Below are 16,284 nucleotides of genomic sequence, written 5' to 3'. Positions count from 1 at the left end.
CCAGGACGCGGCCCTGCTCGTCCACCAGCCGCAAGGCGAAGTCGCTGCCGATCAGCGCGCGCTTGCCGTCGGGCGACACGTCGGCGCTGAGCGCGCGCTCGGCGTCTTCCAGCCGCACCGGCTTGCCGTTCACCTTGGGCGTCGTGCTGTTCCGCCAGTCCGTCACCTTGAACGGCCCGACCGCCTCCCGCGGGCCGAGGATGCCGCTGTCGGCCGGTGGTTCCGCCGTCAGTTCACGCTGCATCACGTCGAAGCGGAAGGGGCGGAGGCCGTTCGGTTCCATCCCGAACTCCACCGTCAGCCCGTCCGCCGACACGCCGAACCGGCCGCGGTAGATGTCGCGGAAGTCGGCGACCATCGAACGGCGGTTCAACACCGGCTGTCCGCTCGCGTCGAGTCGCCCCCACACCGGATCGGCCGCAGCGAACAGCAGTCCGCCGTCCCCGTCGGCGCGCAGATGGGTGATCAGGTTGCGGCTGACCGGCACGTCGCGGAAGGCACCGCGCCCGCCGTCCGCCCACAGCCGCAGCAGCGGCTGCTTGCCGTCGGCGCTGGCCGTGCCACCGGCCGCCAGCGCCTCCGTCGGGCCACGGCCCAGCCACGCGACGGCGCTGAGGCCGCCCTTGGCGAGGCCGTTCGTCTTCACGCCATACAGCTTCTTCAGGTCGGAGGCGGTCAGCACGTCCACCTGGAGCGCCTCGGTGTAGCCGACCGCCAGCCGGCTGCCGTCGGCGGAAAAGGCCACCGAGGACGGCAGGCGCCCCTTCGGTGCCATCGCCGCCTTGCGGACGAGCTGAAACCGCTCATCGTAGAGTCGGACCTGCCCGTCGTCCGACACCGTGGCGAGCCGCCCCTGCGGGTCGAACGCCAGCCCCGTGGCGCGCGCGCCGTAGGCCTGGTCCTCTGCCACCAGGCTGAACTTCCGCCCGTCATAGACGCGCAGACCCGCCGTGCCGCCGAACACCGCGGCCACATGTTTCCCGTCCGGCGAGAAGGCGAGGTCGTAGACGACGTTCGGCTGGCCCGGCAGCCGGCCGACCATCCGCTGCCGGCGCACGTCGAAGACGTAGAGCGCGACGGTGCCTTCCCAGGATGCCGCCGTGTAGCCGGCCGCCACCGCCATGGCGCCGTCGGGCGACAGGGCCACGGCGTAGAGCCGCCCCTCCTCCCCCCGGTCGATGGGGATGCGCAGCACCCCCACCGGCTCCCCGCTGTCGCGCGACCACAGCCGCACCGTCTTGTCGTGCGACACCGTGGCGACGAGACGGCCGCTGGCGTCGGTGGCGATGCGGTTGATGCGGGCCGTGTGCTGCCCCGTCTCGATCCGCAGGAAGGGCGCGGCGGGCGCCTCCTGCCCCGGTCCTCCCTGCGCCTGCGCCGCGGCCGGCGGAGCGCCCCCGAGGGTCACGGCGACGACGACGAGGAAGGTCAGCACGGCCTGGAGCATCGGAACGTTCCGCCAGCAACGGGACAGGACAGGGACGTGGGCGCGGGTCAGCCGGAGATGACGGCCTCACCCTCCAGCCCGGCGACCGTCTGGGTCTGGGTGTTGATCAGTTCCTTCTGGACGGTGTTGGACATGGTCTGGTCCAGCATCGCCGTCTCGGTGTTCTTCGTCGGCTTGGGCGCCGTCGGCTTCTTGGTCGCCGCGGCGGCCGTCTTGATGCGCTGGGAGGAACCCGGCTTCACCTGATCGGCGGCGAACAGGTATTCCTCGTTGCGCTTGGTGACGTTCTGGTTGATGGCGGAGGCGATCTCGTAATCCTTCTTCACCTGGGTCCGGATCACCGCCATGCGCGCCTCCGCCTCCTCACGCGCGATCCGCTTGGCCTTGTAGTCGGCCTTGACCGTGTTGATCTCGGCCCGGCGGCAGTTGATCAGCTGGTCGAGAGCCGCCTGCGTCTTCTTCAGGTTGTCGTTCTCGGTCTGCAGGTCGGCCAGCGTGCCGACGATGGCCTGATCACGGCCCTGCTGCATCTTGGCGTTCCAGTAGCCGCCCGCCGCCCCGACCGCGGCTCCGACCGCAGCACCGATCAACGCGCCGCGCAGATCGCCGCCGGCAAGCCCGCCGACCAGGGCGCCGCCGACCGCACCCACCGCCGCACCCTTCAGCATGTCCTCGGCGTAGTAGTTGCCGGTGCTGTCCAGCGCCACGCGGTAGGCGTAGCAACGGTCGGAGCCGTCATTCGCCCCGATGCGATCCTCCCGCGTGGTCACGCAACCCGGCAGCGCCAGGGATCCGACCGTGAGCACGACCACCGATAGCTTTCCGACCCGAGCGAACATGTAATCCTCCGCATGCCACCGCCGGTCCGGGTCTTCTGCCCGCCGGCGCCCCCGCAAGTTCGTGCCCACCGCCAAGGTCCAGGCGGTACCACTTAGGGTGACAATACGGGTTTCGCGTCACAAGGCAAGCGACCGGCGACGATGTCACGGACGGCGATGGAACCGGCGACGGGCTGCCCGGATAGGACGTTCCGGCCGTTCCGGCTATCCCATCGGCGCCAGTTCCGCCTGTTCCGCACCCATGGGCGTCAGGTAGCTCAACGGCTCCAGGCTGGCCGTGCCGACGATGCTGCCGATCCGGCGAAGCACCCGTCCGGACGCAACTTCGAGATGCTGCTCGAGAGCCTCCGCCGCTTGCGCGACAAGGCCGGCATCCAGCGCGCACACGACGGCAAGATGCTCCTCGATGAACGGGTCGGCGCCCGCCGGGCCGCTGGTCGATTCGTAAAGGAAGGCGTTGGCGACCAGAAGCGCGTGGTAGTGCTGCAGGGTCTCCAGCAGGGTGGCATGGTCGGCGAAGGACAGCAACTCCACATGCAGTTGCCGCTCCATCCGATCGAACGCCTCGGCGGGCACCAGCTCCGGCCGCTCACGGGCGTCCTCCAGTTCGGCCCGCATGCTGGTGAGCAGGGAACGCGGGACGGCGGCCGCGGCCTTGCGCAGGGCCATCGGCTCCAGCACCCGGCGCATCTCGTACAGCTCCCCCACCCGCTGCGGCGTCAGGGCCGGCAGGTACCAGCGGGACCGGCTGTCCTTGCGGATGATGCCGATGTGGTCCAGACGTCCCAGCACCTCCCGGGCGACGGTGCGGCTGACGCCGTAATGGGCGGCCAGCTCCGTCTCGGTGATGCGCCAGCTTCCGAAGGCGGCGCGCGCCACCGCCTTGCGCGACACGTCGCGGTAGATGCCCTCCCAGCTCGCCATGGCGCTGACCCTGGCGGGACCGGCCGCCGGCGCGTCGGCCAGCCGGAGCGGCGCCGCCCCGGCCGGGCGGGTGGCGACGACGTAGCTGCGGCGGTTGCCGGTGCGGGTCACCAGTCCCGATTGCTCGAGACGGTGCAGCGCACCGCGCACCGGCGCGCGGCTGATGCCGAACTCGTCGGCCAGGCTGATCTCCGACAGGGCGGTTCCCGGCCCGAGCAGCCCTGCGGCGATCCGTCGCTCGAGTTCGTTGGCGACCTGCTCGTTCAGCCGTGGTGCGCGACCGGCGGTGGTCCCGGCGGTGGTCATGGCGCGCGCTGCATGGTTGGCTGTGTCCTCCCCGGTCCCGGAGCGAACCGACGTCGGGGGCAAGCCTAACGCAGTTCGCTCCGCCATGCACCGGGAAGTTGCCCGTCACGACGCCCCGAAGATCAGGTCGGGGATGAACAGCACCAAACCCGGGAAGAAGACCAGCGCCAGAGTGACCAGCGCCACTGCCAGGAAGAAGGGCACCGATTCCCGCGTGTACACACCGACCGGGCAGCGCAGGATCGAGCAGACCGCGTACATGGCGGCACCCACCGGCGGGGTGAAGTTGCCGATGGTGGCGGCGATGATGAACACCATGCCGAAATGCACCGGATCGCCGCCCAGATCCTTCACCAGGGGCAGGAAGATGGGAGTCAGCATGATGATCAGCACGGTGCTGTCGATGAAGAACCCGGCGATCAGCAGCGCCAGCACGATCAGCAGCATCGCCCCGTTCAGCCCGCCGGTGACCGCCATGATCCACTCGGCCACCAGATCGGGCACGCTCTCCAGCACGATGCCGTAGGTGAATATGGCCGAGAGCGCGATCAGGAACATCACCGATCCGACATCCGCCAGGCTGCCCTCCAGCGCCTCCAGGAAGCTGGCGCGGCGCAGCTTGCGGTACACGAAGACGCCGATGAACATGGCGTAGACCACCGCGAAGGCGCCGATCTCCGACGGGGTGAACACCCCCATGCGCAGGCCCACCAGCAGGAACACCGGGAACAGCAGCGCCCACAGCCCGCCGCGCAGCGCGCTCCCCACCTCGCGCACCGGCATGCGCGCCGTCCGCTCCGCCGGGTAGCCGCGCCGCCGCGCGACGATCCACACCGTCATCCCAAGCGCCGCCCACAGCAGCAGCGCCGGCGCGAAGCCCGCGGCGAACAGCCGGCCGATGGAGACCTGCCCGATGGTGCCGTAGAGGATCATGCCCAATCCCGGGGGGATCACCGGCGTGAGCAGCGACCCGAAGGACAGGACGCCGGCCGCGAAACCCTTGGACATGCCGCGCTGGAGCATGCCGGCCCCCAGCATGCGCGCCTGCATCGCCGCGTCCGCGATGGCGGACCCCGACACCCCGCCCATCAACGCCGACAGCGCGATCGACACCTGCGCCAGCCCGCCCTTCCACCGCCCGGTCATCACGGAGGCGAGGTTGAGGAGCTGTTCGGTGATGCCGGACTTGTTCATGAAGTTGCCGGCCAGGATGAACAGCGGGACCGCCAGCAGGGCGAAGTTCTGCGTCATCGAGATCGTCACCTGCACCGGGATGGTGAAGGGCAGATCCGGGTTCTGCACGAAGAACAGCGCACCCGAGATGCCGATGGCGAAGGCAACCGGCATTCCGATGAGGATGAGTAGGAAGAAGGCGACGGACACGATCAGCATGGCGGTGCATCCTCTCGCCTCACAGCGCGTGGGCCCGGTGCGTCGCGCGCCCCCGGATCTCGTCGCGGATTTTCAGACAGGTGGTGGTGAGCAGGAGAAGGCCGCCGACCGGCAGGCTCATCGTCACCAGCGAATAGCTGACGCCGGGTATGCCCTGGAACGAGCGCGCACGGCTGACCCAGCTCAGCCAGAAGCCCGAGCCGATGACGAACAGCAGGAACAGCGCGATGATGACGAGGTTGACCAGCACAAGCAGCCGCTGCCGCGCAGGCGTCAGCCGCTCGGTGACCAGCTCGATCGACATCAGCGCGTCGCGCCGCCACGCCACGTCGGCACAGAAGAAGCAGGCCCAGGCGAACAGGCAGGTGGCGACGTCGGTCGTCCAGTTCAGCGGGACGTGCATCATGCGCGCCACCCCGCCCAGGAAGATCAGAGCCACCATCACGATCAGGAAGGACCCCGCGATGGCCGCCTCGGCCTTGCAGATCAGGTCGTAGACTCGTGTCATCGTCGAATTCCCGCGGGGCTGTCGGCGTTTGGCCGCCGGTCGGGCCGGCGCTGCCGCCTGACCCGACCCGCGAGCACCGCGTGGCTTACTTGCCGATGTCCTTGTAGACGGCGGCGCGCGCCTCGGTGAGGTTCAATGCCTGGTAGGCCTTCTCACCGGCCTTGCGGAAGGCGGCGAGGTCGATGTTCTCGGTGATGGTCATGCCGCGCTCCTTGAGCTGCGCCCTGACCTTCTCCTCCGACGCCAGGATCCTGGCCGAGGTCTCCTGCCCCGCCTTCTGGCACTCCTCGACCAGCGCCGTCTGGTAATCCTTGGGCAGCTTGTCGAAGAACTGGGCGCTGACCACCTCGAAGTTGATCAGCATGATGTGCTTGGTCTCGTTGGCGTATTTCAGCACTTCGTAGAAACGGCCACCGGGGATGTTGTTGTAGACAAGCTCCACACCGTCGATGGCCTTCTGCTGCAAGGCCGGGTACATGTCGCCGAAGGCCATGGCGACCGGGGCCGCTCCCAGCGCGCGGATGGATTCCTGCCAGATCGGGGCCGGCGGCGTGCGGATGCGCTGGCTCGCCAGATCCGCCGGCGTCGTTACCGGCTTGTTGGTGAAGAAGTTGCGGTAGCCCTGCACCCAGTCGAAGCACACCACGCGCAGGCCGCGGCTGGCCGCCAACTCGTCCATCCACTTCTTGACGGTTGGCGAGGAGGAGAGCCTCTTCACCTCGTCCAGCGTCTCCACGAAATAGGGACCGTTGATGACGGCGATGCCGGGGACGTAGCTGCCGAGCCGGGCGGCGTCGGTGTTCTGGCCGACATTGGCCCCCTGGCGCATCTGCTCGATGATGTCCTCCTCGACGCCGAGCTGGGCGCTGTGGAAGACGCGCATCTTCAGGCCGCCGTTGGTGCGCTCCTCCACCCGCTTGGCCCAGGTCTGGAAGCCCTCGTGGAAGGGCTCGCTGGGCGACAGCACGTGGTTGAAGCGCAGCGTGAAGGTCTCCGCCTGCGCGCCGCCGGCAACCGCCAGCAGGCCAGCCGCCGCGCACACGGACGTCAGCCGGCGCCCGAACGATCCCATGCGTGAAACCGCCTTCTTCATGATTGTCCTCCCCTTGGCACAGGGGACCGGCGCCCGATGCGCGGCCCCCGTCATGTTCTGGTTGAGCCCCGGCGGCCGCCGGATCAGGGCCACTCCACCCCATGGGCGGCGGCGAATCCGGCAAAGGCCTCCGCACTCGTCGGATCGACCGGGATGCCGTCGACGGCGCGGCGCTCGGCCTCCGCCCACTCGCGGTCTCCGGGCGCCATCACCACGCCCCCCTCCGTCGTGCGCGAGGCGCGCAGGGTATCGCGGTAGCGTTCCATCCCCTGCTGGAAGACCTCCACCGGCAGGAAGGCCGACGGCTTGATGGCGAGCACGAAGGCCCCCATCCCGCGCGGGGTGGACAGGTCCGGCCCGCCCATCGGCAGGATGTCGAAGCTGAGCTTCATGCCGGTCAGCACCGCGCTCAGGATCTCCGCCACCCCCGCCAGCCCGGCGCCCTTGAAGCCGAATTCCCCGCCCAGCGGGGCCAGCATCTCCACCCGACGGGCGTCGGTGGTGTCGACACCGTCGATGTCGGACGCGGTGCCCTCCGGCAGCGCGCGGCCCAGGCTCTTGTAGAGCTGGACGCGGTTGTAGGGGATGGCGCTGGTCGCCATGTCCAGCAGCCAGGGCCTCTGCCCCTCCACCGGGACGGCCAGGGACAGGGGGTTGGTGCCGTGGAAGCGCTCCGCCCCCTCGTGCAGCCGCACGAAGCTGTCGGAATTGCAGGTGGCGAAGCCGATGAAGCCGCGCTCCGCCGCCGCCATGGCAAAGGCGCCCGCCGGCCCGAAGTGGCTGCTGTTGCGGATGGCGACGGCGCCGATGCCGGCGCGGTCCGCCAGCTCCACCGCCTTGTCCATGCCGGTGTAGGCGGCGAGCGCGCCGTGCGCGTGGTCGGCGTCCAGCGTCGCCACCGCCCCCATCTCCGCCACGACCCGCAGGTCCGGGCGCTTGTTCACCCGGCCACCGTTGAAAACCGACACGTAGTGCGGCAGCAGCCGCACGCCGTGGCTGTCCACACCGTGGCGGGAAGCGTGCATCATCGCGCGCGTGGCGGCGTCCGCCGTCGCCCGGTCGCAGCCGATGGCCGTCAGCACCGCGTGCACGAAGCCTTCCAGCCGCGCAGCCTCGATCCGCAGGACGGGTGCCGCCTGCTCGCCCGTCCCGCTCATAGGGTCTGTCCCCCGTCGATCACCAGAACACTCCCGGTCATGAATCCCGACTCGTCGCTTGCCAGATAAACGGCGGCCGCCGCCATCTCCTCCACCGTACCCAGCCGGCCCATGGGCTGTCGCGCCACGAAGCGACGCCGCGCCTCCTCGGCGTCGCCGCTGGCCTGCATGCGGTCCTCCAGCGAGGGCGACAGGGTGGTGCCGGGGCACAGGGCGTTGCAGCGCACGCCCTGGCCGATGACGTCGCGCGCCACCGCCTTGGTCAGCCCGATCACCGCCGCCTTGCTGGTGCCGTAGGCCGCCCGGTTCGGCACGCCGGTCAGGCTGGAGGCCACCGACGCCACGTTGACGATGGAGCCCTTGCCGCGCGCCAGCATTCCCGGCAGCACGGCGCGGATGGTGTGGAACATGGAGGTGACGTTCTGGTCGAAGCTGCGCGACCAGTCCTCCAGCGTGCAGTCGAGGATCGTGCCGTCGTGGACCCAGCCGGCGCCGTTGACGAGGATGTCCACGTCACCGGCCTCTTCGAGGATGTGCGCCACCGCCACGCCGTCGGTGACGTCCAGCCCCATCGGGGTGATGGCCGGGAACCGCGCTGGCAGGTCGTGCATCTTGGACAGCGTCCGGCTGACGGCCACCACCGTGGCCCCTTCGGCGGCGAAGGCCAGCGCGATGGCGCGTCCGATCCCCTGCCCCGCCCCGGTCACGAACGCACGCCGCCCCGCGAGCCGCCCCGCCATCGCGCTCCACTCCCTGCCTGCGCCGGCCGTCGGATGCGCCGGCCGACCCTCGTTATTGTCTGTTGAATACAGTAGACATATCGACGCGGGGGAGCAACGGGAAAAGAGCCACGCGCTGCTGCGCGGGGCTCGTCCGATCCGCGTAGGAAAAAAGTATCGGAAAGGCGTCGCACGGACCGGCCAGCGTGCTGTCGGGGCTGCGGTCGCGTGGAGGGGGGCGGCGGGACGTGTCCTCGTCTGGTATCGCGAGGTCAACGCCCGCCGCCTGGAATGGTCGCAACTCCTCCCGATCCCAGAGGCGTCAGGACGCCTTGGCCCGCCACGGCAGCATGCGCTCCAGAACATGGTCCTTCAGGATGTACTGGTGGTACAGCGCCGCCACAGCGTGCAGGCCGGACAGGATCAGGATCAGGTTGCCGGCCACCTCGTGCAGGCCTTCCAGAACCTCCCCCAGCTCCTTGTCGGGGGCGAACAGGGTGGGCAACGTGAACAGGCCGAATACCGACACCGGCCGGTCGTTGAGCTGGCTCATCACGATGCCGACCAGCGGCACCAGGATCATCAGCAGGTAGAGCCCACCATGCCCGGCTCTGGCGGCCAGCCCCAGCAACGGCGACATGCCCGCGGGCAGGCCCGGCTGCGGCCGGACGGAGCGCCACGCGAGCCGCGCGACGACGAGCGCCAGCACGGAAACGCCGATGGACTTGTGCAACCCCATCATGGCGATGCGCTCCGGCCCGCGCGGCATGTCCTCCACGATCTGGACGATGGCGAAGGCGGCGACCACCAGCAGAGCGATGGCCCAGTGCATCACCTGCATGGGCAGGTCGTAACGGTCGGGTGACGGTTGGGACATGGTTCTTCTCCCGTTCGGTCCAGGGCAATTCACGCACACACCGTAGGGATATGTGGCTGAACCGGACCTGAACGGGAGCGTGGCGTGCGGCGCAGCAGGGCTGTGCCGGCGGAATGGCTAGGCCACCGCTTCCGCCGTGCGGCACTGCACCAGAAGCACATGCTCGCAGTACATCACCGTTTCGCCGCGCTGGTTGATCACCTCGCAGGCCTCCACGACCTTGCCGAATCCGGGGCGCTTGGGCTCGAGCGCCTTGTTCTTGATGGTGACGCGGGTGCGGATGGTGTCGTTGGCGAAGACCGGCTTGGGGAAGCGCAGCCGCTCGTAGCCGTAGGTGAAGGCGACCGGGTTGATCTGCGTCGCTGTCAGCCCGATGCCGATGGTGAAGGTCATGGTGCCGTGCGCGATCCGCTGACCGAAGGGCGTGCCCTTGGCGAACTCCGCGTCCATATGGTGCGGGAAGAAATCGCCGCTGTGGCCGGCGTGGAAAACGATGTCCGTCTCGGTGATGGTGCGCCCGGTGGTCGTGCGCTGCGCGCCGACCTCGTAATCCTCGAAATACTCCAGCTTTTCCATCTGCGGTGTCTCTTCTGTTCAGACGATGGGTTTGCCGCCGATGGCGGCGGTCAAGCGCCGGCTGGCGTCCTGCAGGACCGTCTTGACGTCGCTGGGGCTGATGCGGTCGCCGATGCGGGCCAGGAACGGCACCGTCATCGCCGCCACCGCGTGGCCGTGCGCGTCGAGCACGGGGAAGGCGAGGTTCACCACACCGTGGATCTGGTAGCTCGCCATCTCCTCGTAACCGCGCTGGCGGATGGCGTCGAGATGGGCCGACAGGTCCGCCGGCTCCGGCGTGCCGCTGTGGCGCGACCACGCGGCCAGCATGCGGTCGCGCTCGTCGGGTGCCTGGAAGGCCAGCAGGATGTGGCCCGACGCGGTGTTGAGGAGATCCACCTGGGCGCCGAGGCGGACCGCGAAGCCCATGCTGCTGGGCGCGTCGCTCTGCGCCACCACCACGATGCGGCCGTCGTTGGGCATCGCCAGATGGCAGGACTGCTCCAGCGCCGTCGCCACCTCCTGCAACAGGGGGCGCGCCTCGGCCACCAGCCGCTTGGTGGGCGGGTGGCGGTTCGCCATCTCGAACAGTTTCAGCGTCAGCACGTAGCGGTCGCCGCCCGGCGTCTGGCTGATGAAGCCGCAGCGTTCCAGCGTCGCCAGCACCCGGAAGATCTCGCTGACCGAGCGGCCCAGGCTGCGCCCCACCTCCGTCTTGGTCAGGCCGTTCGGCTGATCGGCGAACAGTTCCAGGATGGCGAGGCCCTTCTCCAGCGCAGGCGCGTGGTAGCGGCGCCCTTCCTCCTCCGCCTCGCGTGATTCCGTGTCGATGCTCATGCTTTGGCCGTGCGTTTCATTTTCATCTACAAAACTATCATGCTGCCTGCGAAATCGTAAACCAAATTGTTTCCGTGACGGCATTCCGGCGACACGGCGTACCATGCCCGATGCACGCCCCCGATGCCGCTTGACAGCCGAAATGTTTCGTTCGCATATTGCGCCTACCAAAACTGGTTTTCATCTGCGAAACCAAATTGGACGGGAAAGCACACCGATCATTCCGCGGCCCGAGCCATCGCAAGCGCTTGCCGCCGGACGCATCCGTGAAGGGGGAGGGATCATGTTCATCGCCAGACTAGCCTTGGCCGCAGGCCTCTGCATGGCCGCCGTTACCGCGCAGGCGCAGTCCTACAACCTGCGTTTCGCCACCTCGACCGCCAACCAGCAGGAACCGTCCTACAAGGCGATCCAGAACTTCGCGGCCTATGTGAAGGAGAAATCCGATGGCCGCATCCGCGTCACCATCTTCCCCGGCGAACAGCTCGGCGCCCAGAAGAAGGTGAACGAGATGATCATGGGCGGCGCCAACATGGTCAACATGACCGATTACGGTCAGCTCGGCCAGTTCGTGCCCGACCTCGGCATCGTCGCCGGCCCCTATGTCTATGGCGGCATGGACGACGCGAAGAAGCTCTTCGCGTCCGACCTGTTCAAGGGCATGACGGCCAAGCTGGAAGCCCAGGGCATCAAGGTGCTGATGGCCGACGGTCTGTTCGGCGTGCGCCACATGATCGCCGACCGGCCGATCCGCCACCCGCGCGACCTCAAGGACATGACGCTGCGCGTCCCGGCCTCCCCCATCATGCTGGAGACCTTCCGCACGCTGGGCGCCCGCCCGACCGAGATCACCTGGGGCGAGGTGTACAACGCGCTCCAGGCCAATGTGGTCACCGGGGCGGAGGCGCCCTTCGGCTCCATCGTCGGCTCCAAGCTGAACGAGGTGCGCAAGGTCGTCTCCAAGACCGGGCACCAGATCATGTTCACCGCCTGGGTGACCAGCACCTCCTTCTTCAACGGGCTGCCGCCCGACCTGCAGAAGGTGCTGCTGGACGCCGGCAAGGCCGCGTCGGAGGAGCTGGCCCGCACCACCCCGGCGGCCGACGACGCCTTCGCCGAGCAGCTCAGGAAGGAAGGCATCACGATCGTCGAGGATGTGGACATCGCCGCCTTCCGCGCCATGACCCAGCCCGCCTACACCGCCGTCCGCAACCTGACGCCCGGCCTTTACGAGCAGGTCCAGGCGGTGATGGCCGCCAAATAAGGGCCGACAATCCGGCCGCCCCCGCCGCCGTCGGCGGGGGCTCCCTTCACGTTCCAAGCTCTTTCGTCCGAAGCATGGGAGCCGCACATGGATGTGCCCCAGGACGTCCCCCTCATGCGCGCGGTCGCCGACCGGCTGGGGCGGGTCGATGAGTTCATCGCCATGGCGGCCCTGCTCGTCGTGGTCGGTTCGGTGGCGTGGGGCGTGGTGACCCGCTACCTGTTCCCGCAGCCGGCCGCCTGGAGCTACGAGGTGGCGACCATCGGCTTCGCCTGGATGGTGTTCTTCGGGGCCGCCGCCGGGGTGCGGCGCCGCGCCCACGCCGACATCGACGTGCTGGTGGTGATGCTGCCGCGCTCCATGCAGCGCGCCGTCGCCGTCTTCAACTGGTGGCTGCTCACCGGATTCTTCGCGCTGCTGACGGTGCTGTTCGCCTGGCAGGCCGTGGTCGCCCACCACGTCTACACCGTGGCGCTGGTGCTGCCGCGGTCCGTGATCTACGCGCCGCTGGCCGTCGCGTCGGCGCTGATGCTGATCCAGCATCTGGCCCTGGAACGTCCCTGGCGCGTCGGCGCGGGCGTGGAGGTTCGGGTATGAGCGCCGCCCTGATTCCCTGGCTGCCGTCGATCGTGATGGCGCTGCTCTTCGCGCTCCAGACCCCGATCACCTGGGCGATGGCGATTGCCGCGCTGAGCTTCTTCGCGCTCAATATCTCGGATGTGCCGCTCGCCACCTTCGCGCAGGAGATGACCGAGGGCACCCAGTCCATCTCGCTGCTGGCCCTGCCCTTCTTCGTGCTGGCCGGCTGCATCATGAACGCCTCGGGGATCACCCGGCGCCTGCTGAACCTGGCCGAGGTGCTGGTCGGCCACATGACCGGCGCGCTGGCACAGATGTGCACGGTGCTGGGCACGCTGCTGGGCGGGCTGACCGCGTCCGCCAACGCCGACGCCGCCATGCTCGCCAAGACGCTGGGCGTGCAGATGGTGGAGCGCGGCTACGGCCGGGCCTTCGCCGCCGTGATCACCTCGTCGGCCGCCATCATCACCAGCCTGATCCCGCCGTCGATCGGCCTGATCATCTACGGCTATCTGGCGGAAGCGTCGATCGGCCGGCTGTTTGCCGCCGGCGTGGTGCCGGGGCTGCTGCTGGCGCTGGGGCTGATGATCACCACCGGCATCATGGCGCACAAGCGCGGCTACAAGCCGCAGCGCACCACCCGCGCCAGCGGGCGCGAAGTGCTGGAGGCGCTGGTCGACGGGCTGTGGGCGCTGTCGATCCCGGTCGTCATCTTCGCCGGCACCCGCTACGGCATCTTCACCACCACGGAATCCGGCGCCGTCGTCGTGCTGTACGTGCTGCTGGTCGCCATGTTCGCCTACCGCGAATTCTCCTGGCGCGAGCTGCCGTCCGTGCTATCGGAGGCGGTGCTGGACAGCAGCACGGTCATGATCATGATCTGCGCCGCGTCCGCCTTCGGCTTCTATCTGGCGTGGGAGCAGGTGCCGCAGACCATGTCGGGCTGGCTGGAGACCGCCACCGGCAACCCGATCATGCTGCTGATCCTGATCAACGTGACGCTGGTCATCCTCGGCACCGCCATCGAGGGCTCCTCGGCGCTGATCATCCTGACGCCGATGCTGCTGCCGCTGATCGACCAGGCGCACATCGACAAGGTGCATTTCGGCATCGTGATGGTGACCAACCTGACCATCGCCGGCATCACGCCGCCGGTCGGCGGGCTGATGTACATCTCCTCGCAGGTGCTGCGGGTGCGCATGGGCGACTACGCCCGCGAGGTGCTGCCCTACCTCGGCATGATGTTCGTCCTGCTCGGCATCCTGACCTTCTTCCCGCAGCTCTCGCTGTGGCTCCCGAACCTGATCTACGGCACCGCCGCGGTCCATTGACCGGCCCCGTACCCCTACGCCAGGAAACCGACCGACATGAGCACGATCACCCTCCGGGGCATGACCTGGGACCACCCGCGCGGCTACGACCCGCTGGTGCGGGGGGCCCCCCTGTTCGAGGCCGCCAACCCCGGCATCCGCATCGAGTGGGAGAAGCGCAGCCTGCGCGAGTTCGGCGAGGCGCCGCTGGACCGCTACGCGGAGCGCTACGACCTCATCATCATCGACCACCCCTTCGCCGGCTTCGCCGCCTCCCACTCCTACCTGATCGACTGGTCGGCGCATCTGTCGGCCGAGGAGCAGGCCGCCTTCGCCGCCGACAGCGTCGGACGCAGCTGGGAGTCCTACCGCTACAAGGACCGCGTCTGGGCCCTGCCCATCGACGCGGCGACGCAGGTCTCCTCCTTCCGGCCGGACCTGATGGACCGGCTGGGGCAGGAGCCGCCGCGGACCTTCGAGGAGGTGCTGCATCTGGCCGAACGCGCGCGGGCCAAAGGGCTGGCGATCACCACCACCGCCTTCCCGACCGACGCGATCAGCACCGTCATCTCCATCGCCGCCAACCTCGGCCACGCCATCGTGGACGACACGCCCGTCTTCCTGCCGCCCACCATCGGGCGCGAGGTGCTGGCGCGCTTCCACGCCATCGTCGACGCCGCCCACCCGACCGCCACCTCATCCAACCCGATCACCGCCTACGAGCTGATGACCAGCGGCGACGAGATCGCCTACTGCGTCTACGGCTACGGCTACACCAACTATTCCCGCCCGGCGCCCGGCAAGCGGCGGCTGCGCTTCACCGACGTGCCGGCGCACGGGCCCAACGGCTGCGCCGGCACCCAGCTCGGCGGCACCGGGGTCGCCGTGTCCGCCCTGTCGAAGAACGGGGACGCCGCCGTGCGCTACGGCAAATGGCTGTGTGGTCCGGCCCACCAGGGCAGCGACTATTTCCGGCTGGGCGGGCAGCCGGCCAGCCTCGCCGCCTGGACGAACCCGGATCTCAACGAGGGCTGCGACAACTTCTTCCGCAACACGCTCGCCACGCTTCAAAGCGCCCATGTCCGCCCGCGCTTCGACGGCTGGATCCCGCTGTTCGAGGAGGGCGGCGATCGCGCCACCGCCTGCATGAAGCGGGAGATCACGGACGAGGCCTTCATCGACTGGATCAACGCCGAATTCGCGCACGCGCAGGAGCGCGCCGGGGTGGGGGTGCGGGCATGAAGCCGCTCGAAGGACTGCTGGTCCTCGACTTCAGCCAGTTCCTCGCCGGCCCGTCGGCGGCGCTGCGGCTCGCCGACCTCGGGGCCGAGGTCATCAAGGTCGAGCGCCCGGTGACCGGAGAGACGGGGCGCCAGCTCTACATCTCCAATCTGGCGCTCGACGGCGACAGCACGCTGTTCCACACCATCAACCGCAACAAGCGCGGTTACGCCGCCGACCTGAAGAACCCCGAGCATCTGGAGAAGGTGCGCCGGCTGGTCGAGCGGGCCGACGTGCTGATCCAGAACTTCCGGCCCGGCGTGATGGACCGCATCGGGTTGGACTACGCCAGCGCGTCGAAGCTCAACCCGCGGCTGGTCTACGGCAGCGTCAGCGGATATGGCAACGAGGGGCCGTGGGCGGATCTGCCGGGGCAGGATCTGCTGGCGCAGAGCCGGTCCGGATTCGCCTGGCTGTCGGGCGACGCCGACGACGGTCCCACCCCCTGCGGCCTCGCCATCGCCGACATGCTGACCGGTGCCCATCTGGTGCAGGGGCTGCTGGCCTGCCTCGTGCGGCGCGGGGTGACCGGCCGCGGCGGGCTGGTGGAGGTGAGCCTGCTGGAGTCGATGCTCGACATCCAGTTCGAGGTGCTGACCACCCACCTGAACGACGGCGGCAAGCCGCCGCAGCGCAGCGCGGTGAACAACGCCCACGCCTATCTCGGCGCGCCCTACGGCATCTACCGCACGGCGGACGGCTATCTGGCGCTCGCCATGGGGTCGGTGACGCGGCTGGGCGAGCTGCTGGGCTGCGACGCGCTCGCCGCCTACGCCGACCCGGCGAGCTGGTTCACCGAGCGCGACCGCATCAAGGTGCATCTGGCCGAGCACCTGACCGGCGGCACCACGCAGGCGTGGCTGGACCGGCTGGTGCCGGCCGACTACTGGTGCGCGCCGGTGCTGACCTGGACCGACCTGATGGCGAGCGACGCGTTCCGCGTGCTCGACTTCGTGCAGGAGGTGCAGCGCGACAACGGGGTGACGCTGAAGACCACCCGCTGCCCGATCAGCATCGACGGCGCCCGCATGACGGCGCGGCGTGGCGCGCCCAAGCCCGGCGAGCACAACGCAGCCATCGAACGCGAATTCGGGCTGTGACGCGGCTGCGAGTTGCGGGTAATTTGCCTACCGACCGTCAGCGGGTGGTGCAATCATCACCCGCAACGGCATGAAGGCCGGCGGGGAGACAACGAC

At 69.0% G+C, this 16,284-nt stretch carries 16 protein-coding genes; 5 read left to right on the top strand and 11 right to left on the bottom strand.

What is annotated here, in order from left to right:
* From HL658_RS04250 to HL658_RS04200, 11 genes are all read right to left on the bottom strand, one after another.
* Window positions 1-1,447 (bottom strand): WD40 repeat domain-containing protein (locus HL658_RS04250; RefSeq protein WP_425485314.1); only part of this gene is annotated, 1,447 nt, incomplete at its 3' end.
* A 47-nt stretch (window positions 1,448-1,494) separates the two neighbouring features.
* Window positions 1,495-2,286, bottom strand: coding sequence for a YMGG-like glycine zipper-containing protein (locus HL658_RS04245; protein ID WP_180280607.1), 792 nt, complete (start codon window positions 2,284-2,286; stop codon window positions 1,495-1,497).
* Window positions 2,287-2,490: 204 nt separating this feature from the next.
* A complete protein-coding gene (locus HL658_RS04240; protein WP_180280606.1) occupies window positions 2,491-3,516 on the bottom strand; it encodes a GntR family transcriptional regulator in 1,026 nt (341 codons plus the stop codon).
* A gap of 105 nt (window positions 3,517-3,621) precedes the next feature.
* Window positions 3,622-4,908 carry a TRAP transporter large permease gene (locus HL658_RS04235; protein WP_180280605.1) on the bottom strand — a complete coding sequence of 429 codons (1,287 nt, stop codon included), beginning with the start codon at window positions 4,906-4,908 and terminating at the stop codon, window positions 3,622-3,624.
* Between the two features lie 19 nt (window positions 4,909-4,927).
* Window positions 4,928-5,416, bottom strand: a complete 489-nt coding sequence (locus HL658_RS04230) for a TRAP transporter small permease (protein WP_180280604.1) — start codon at window positions 5,414-5,416, stop codon at window positions 4,928-4,930.
* Between the two features lie 85 nt (window positions 5,417-5,501).
* Window positions 5,502-6,509 carry a C4-dicarboxylate TRAP transporter substrate-binding protein gene (locus tag HL658_RS04225; protein WP_246337261.1) on the bottom strand — a complete coding sequence of 336 codons (1,008 nt, stop codon included), beginning with the start codon at window positions 6,507-6,509 and terminating at the stop codon, window positions 5,502-5,504.
* An 83-nt stretch (window positions 6,510-6,592) separates the two neighbouring features.
* Window positions 6,593-7,666, bottom strand: a complete 1,074-nt coding sequence (locus tag HL658_RS04220; protein WP_180280603.1) for an Ldh family oxidoreductase — start codon at window positions 7,664-7,666, stop codon at window positions 6,593-6,595.
* Entirely contained in the window at window positions 7,663-8,406 is a 744-nt protein-coding gene (locus tag HL658_RS04215) for an SDR family oxidoreductase (protein WP_180280602.1), read from the bottom strand. The genes HL658_RS04220 and HL658_RS04215 overlap by 4 nt, the downstream gene beginning before the upstream one ends.
* A 301-nt stretch (window positions 8,407-8,707) precedes the next feature.
* Window positions 8,708-9,262 carry a cytochrome b gene (locus HL658_RS04210; RefSeq protein WP_180280601.1) on the bottom strand — a complete coding sequence of 185 codons (555 nt, stop codon included), beginning with the start codon at window positions 9,260-9,262 and terminating at the stop codon, window positions 8,708-8,710.
* Window positions 9,263-9,379: 117 nt separating this feature from the next.
* A complete protein-coding gene (locus tag HL658_RS04205) occupies window positions 9,380-9,838 on the bottom strand; it encodes a MaoC family dehydratase (RefSeq protein WP_180280600.1) in 459 nt (152 codons plus the stop codon).
* Window positions 9,839-9,856: 18 nt separating this feature from the next.
* Window positions 9,857-10,654, bottom strand: a complete 798-nt coding sequence (locus HL658_RS04200) for an IclR family transcriptional regulator (RefSeq protein WP_180280599.1) — start codon at window positions 10,652-10,654, stop codon at window positions 9,857-9,859.
* Window positions 10,655-10,976: 322 nt separating this feature from the next.
* Between HL658_RS04200 and HL658_RS04195 the strand changes: the two genes are divergently transcribed.
* The 5 genes from HL658_RS04195 (at window position 10,977) to HL658_RS04175 (ending at window position 16,188) form a co-directional block, all read left to right on the top strand.
* Window positions 10,977-11,918, top strand: coding sequence for a C4-dicarboxylate TRAP transporter substrate-binding protein (locus HL658_RS04195; protein WP_180280834.1), 942 nt, complete (start codon window positions 10,977-10,979; stop codon window positions 11,916-11,918).
* Between the two features lie 87 nt (window positions 11,919-12,005).
* A complete protein-coding gene (locus tag HL658_RS04190) occupies window positions 12,006-12,515 on the top strand; it encodes a TRAP transporter small permease (RefSeq protein ID WP_211109646.1) in 510 nt (169 codons plus the stop codon).
* Complete coding sequence (locus HL658_RS04185; protein ID WP_180280598.1) at window positions 12,512-13,828, top strand: TRAP transporter large permease; 1,317 nt, start codon at window positions 12,512-12,514, stop codon at window positions 13,826-13,828. Before HL658_RS04190 ends, HL658_RS04185 begins: the two co-directional genes overlap by 4 nt.
* 36 nt (window positions 13,829-13,864) lie before the next feature.
* The gene (locus HL658_RS04180) at window positions 13,865-15,049 is read left to right on the top strand and encodes an ABC transporter substrate-binding protein (RefSeq protein WP_180280597.1); all 1,185 of its coding nucleotides are present in this window, start codon (window positions 13,865-13,867) and stop codon (window positions 15,047-15,049) included.
* Entirely contained in the window at window positions 15,046-16,188 is a 1,143-nt protein-coding gene (locus tag HL658_RS04175; RefSeq protein WP_180280596.1) for a CaiB/BaiF CoA transferase family protein, read from the top strand. Before HL658_RS04180 ends, HL658_RS04175 begins: the two co-directional genes overlap by 4 nt.
* Window positions 16,189-16,284 lie beyond the last annotated feature (96 nt).

The sequence above is a fragment of the Azospirillum oleiclasticum genome (assembly GCF_013423485.1).
Lineage (GTDB): Bacteria > Pseudomonadota > Alphaproteobacteria > Azospirillales > Azospirillaceae > Azospirillum > Azospirillum oleiclasticum.
This window is presented reverse-complemented; position numbering and strand designations above follow the sequence as displayed.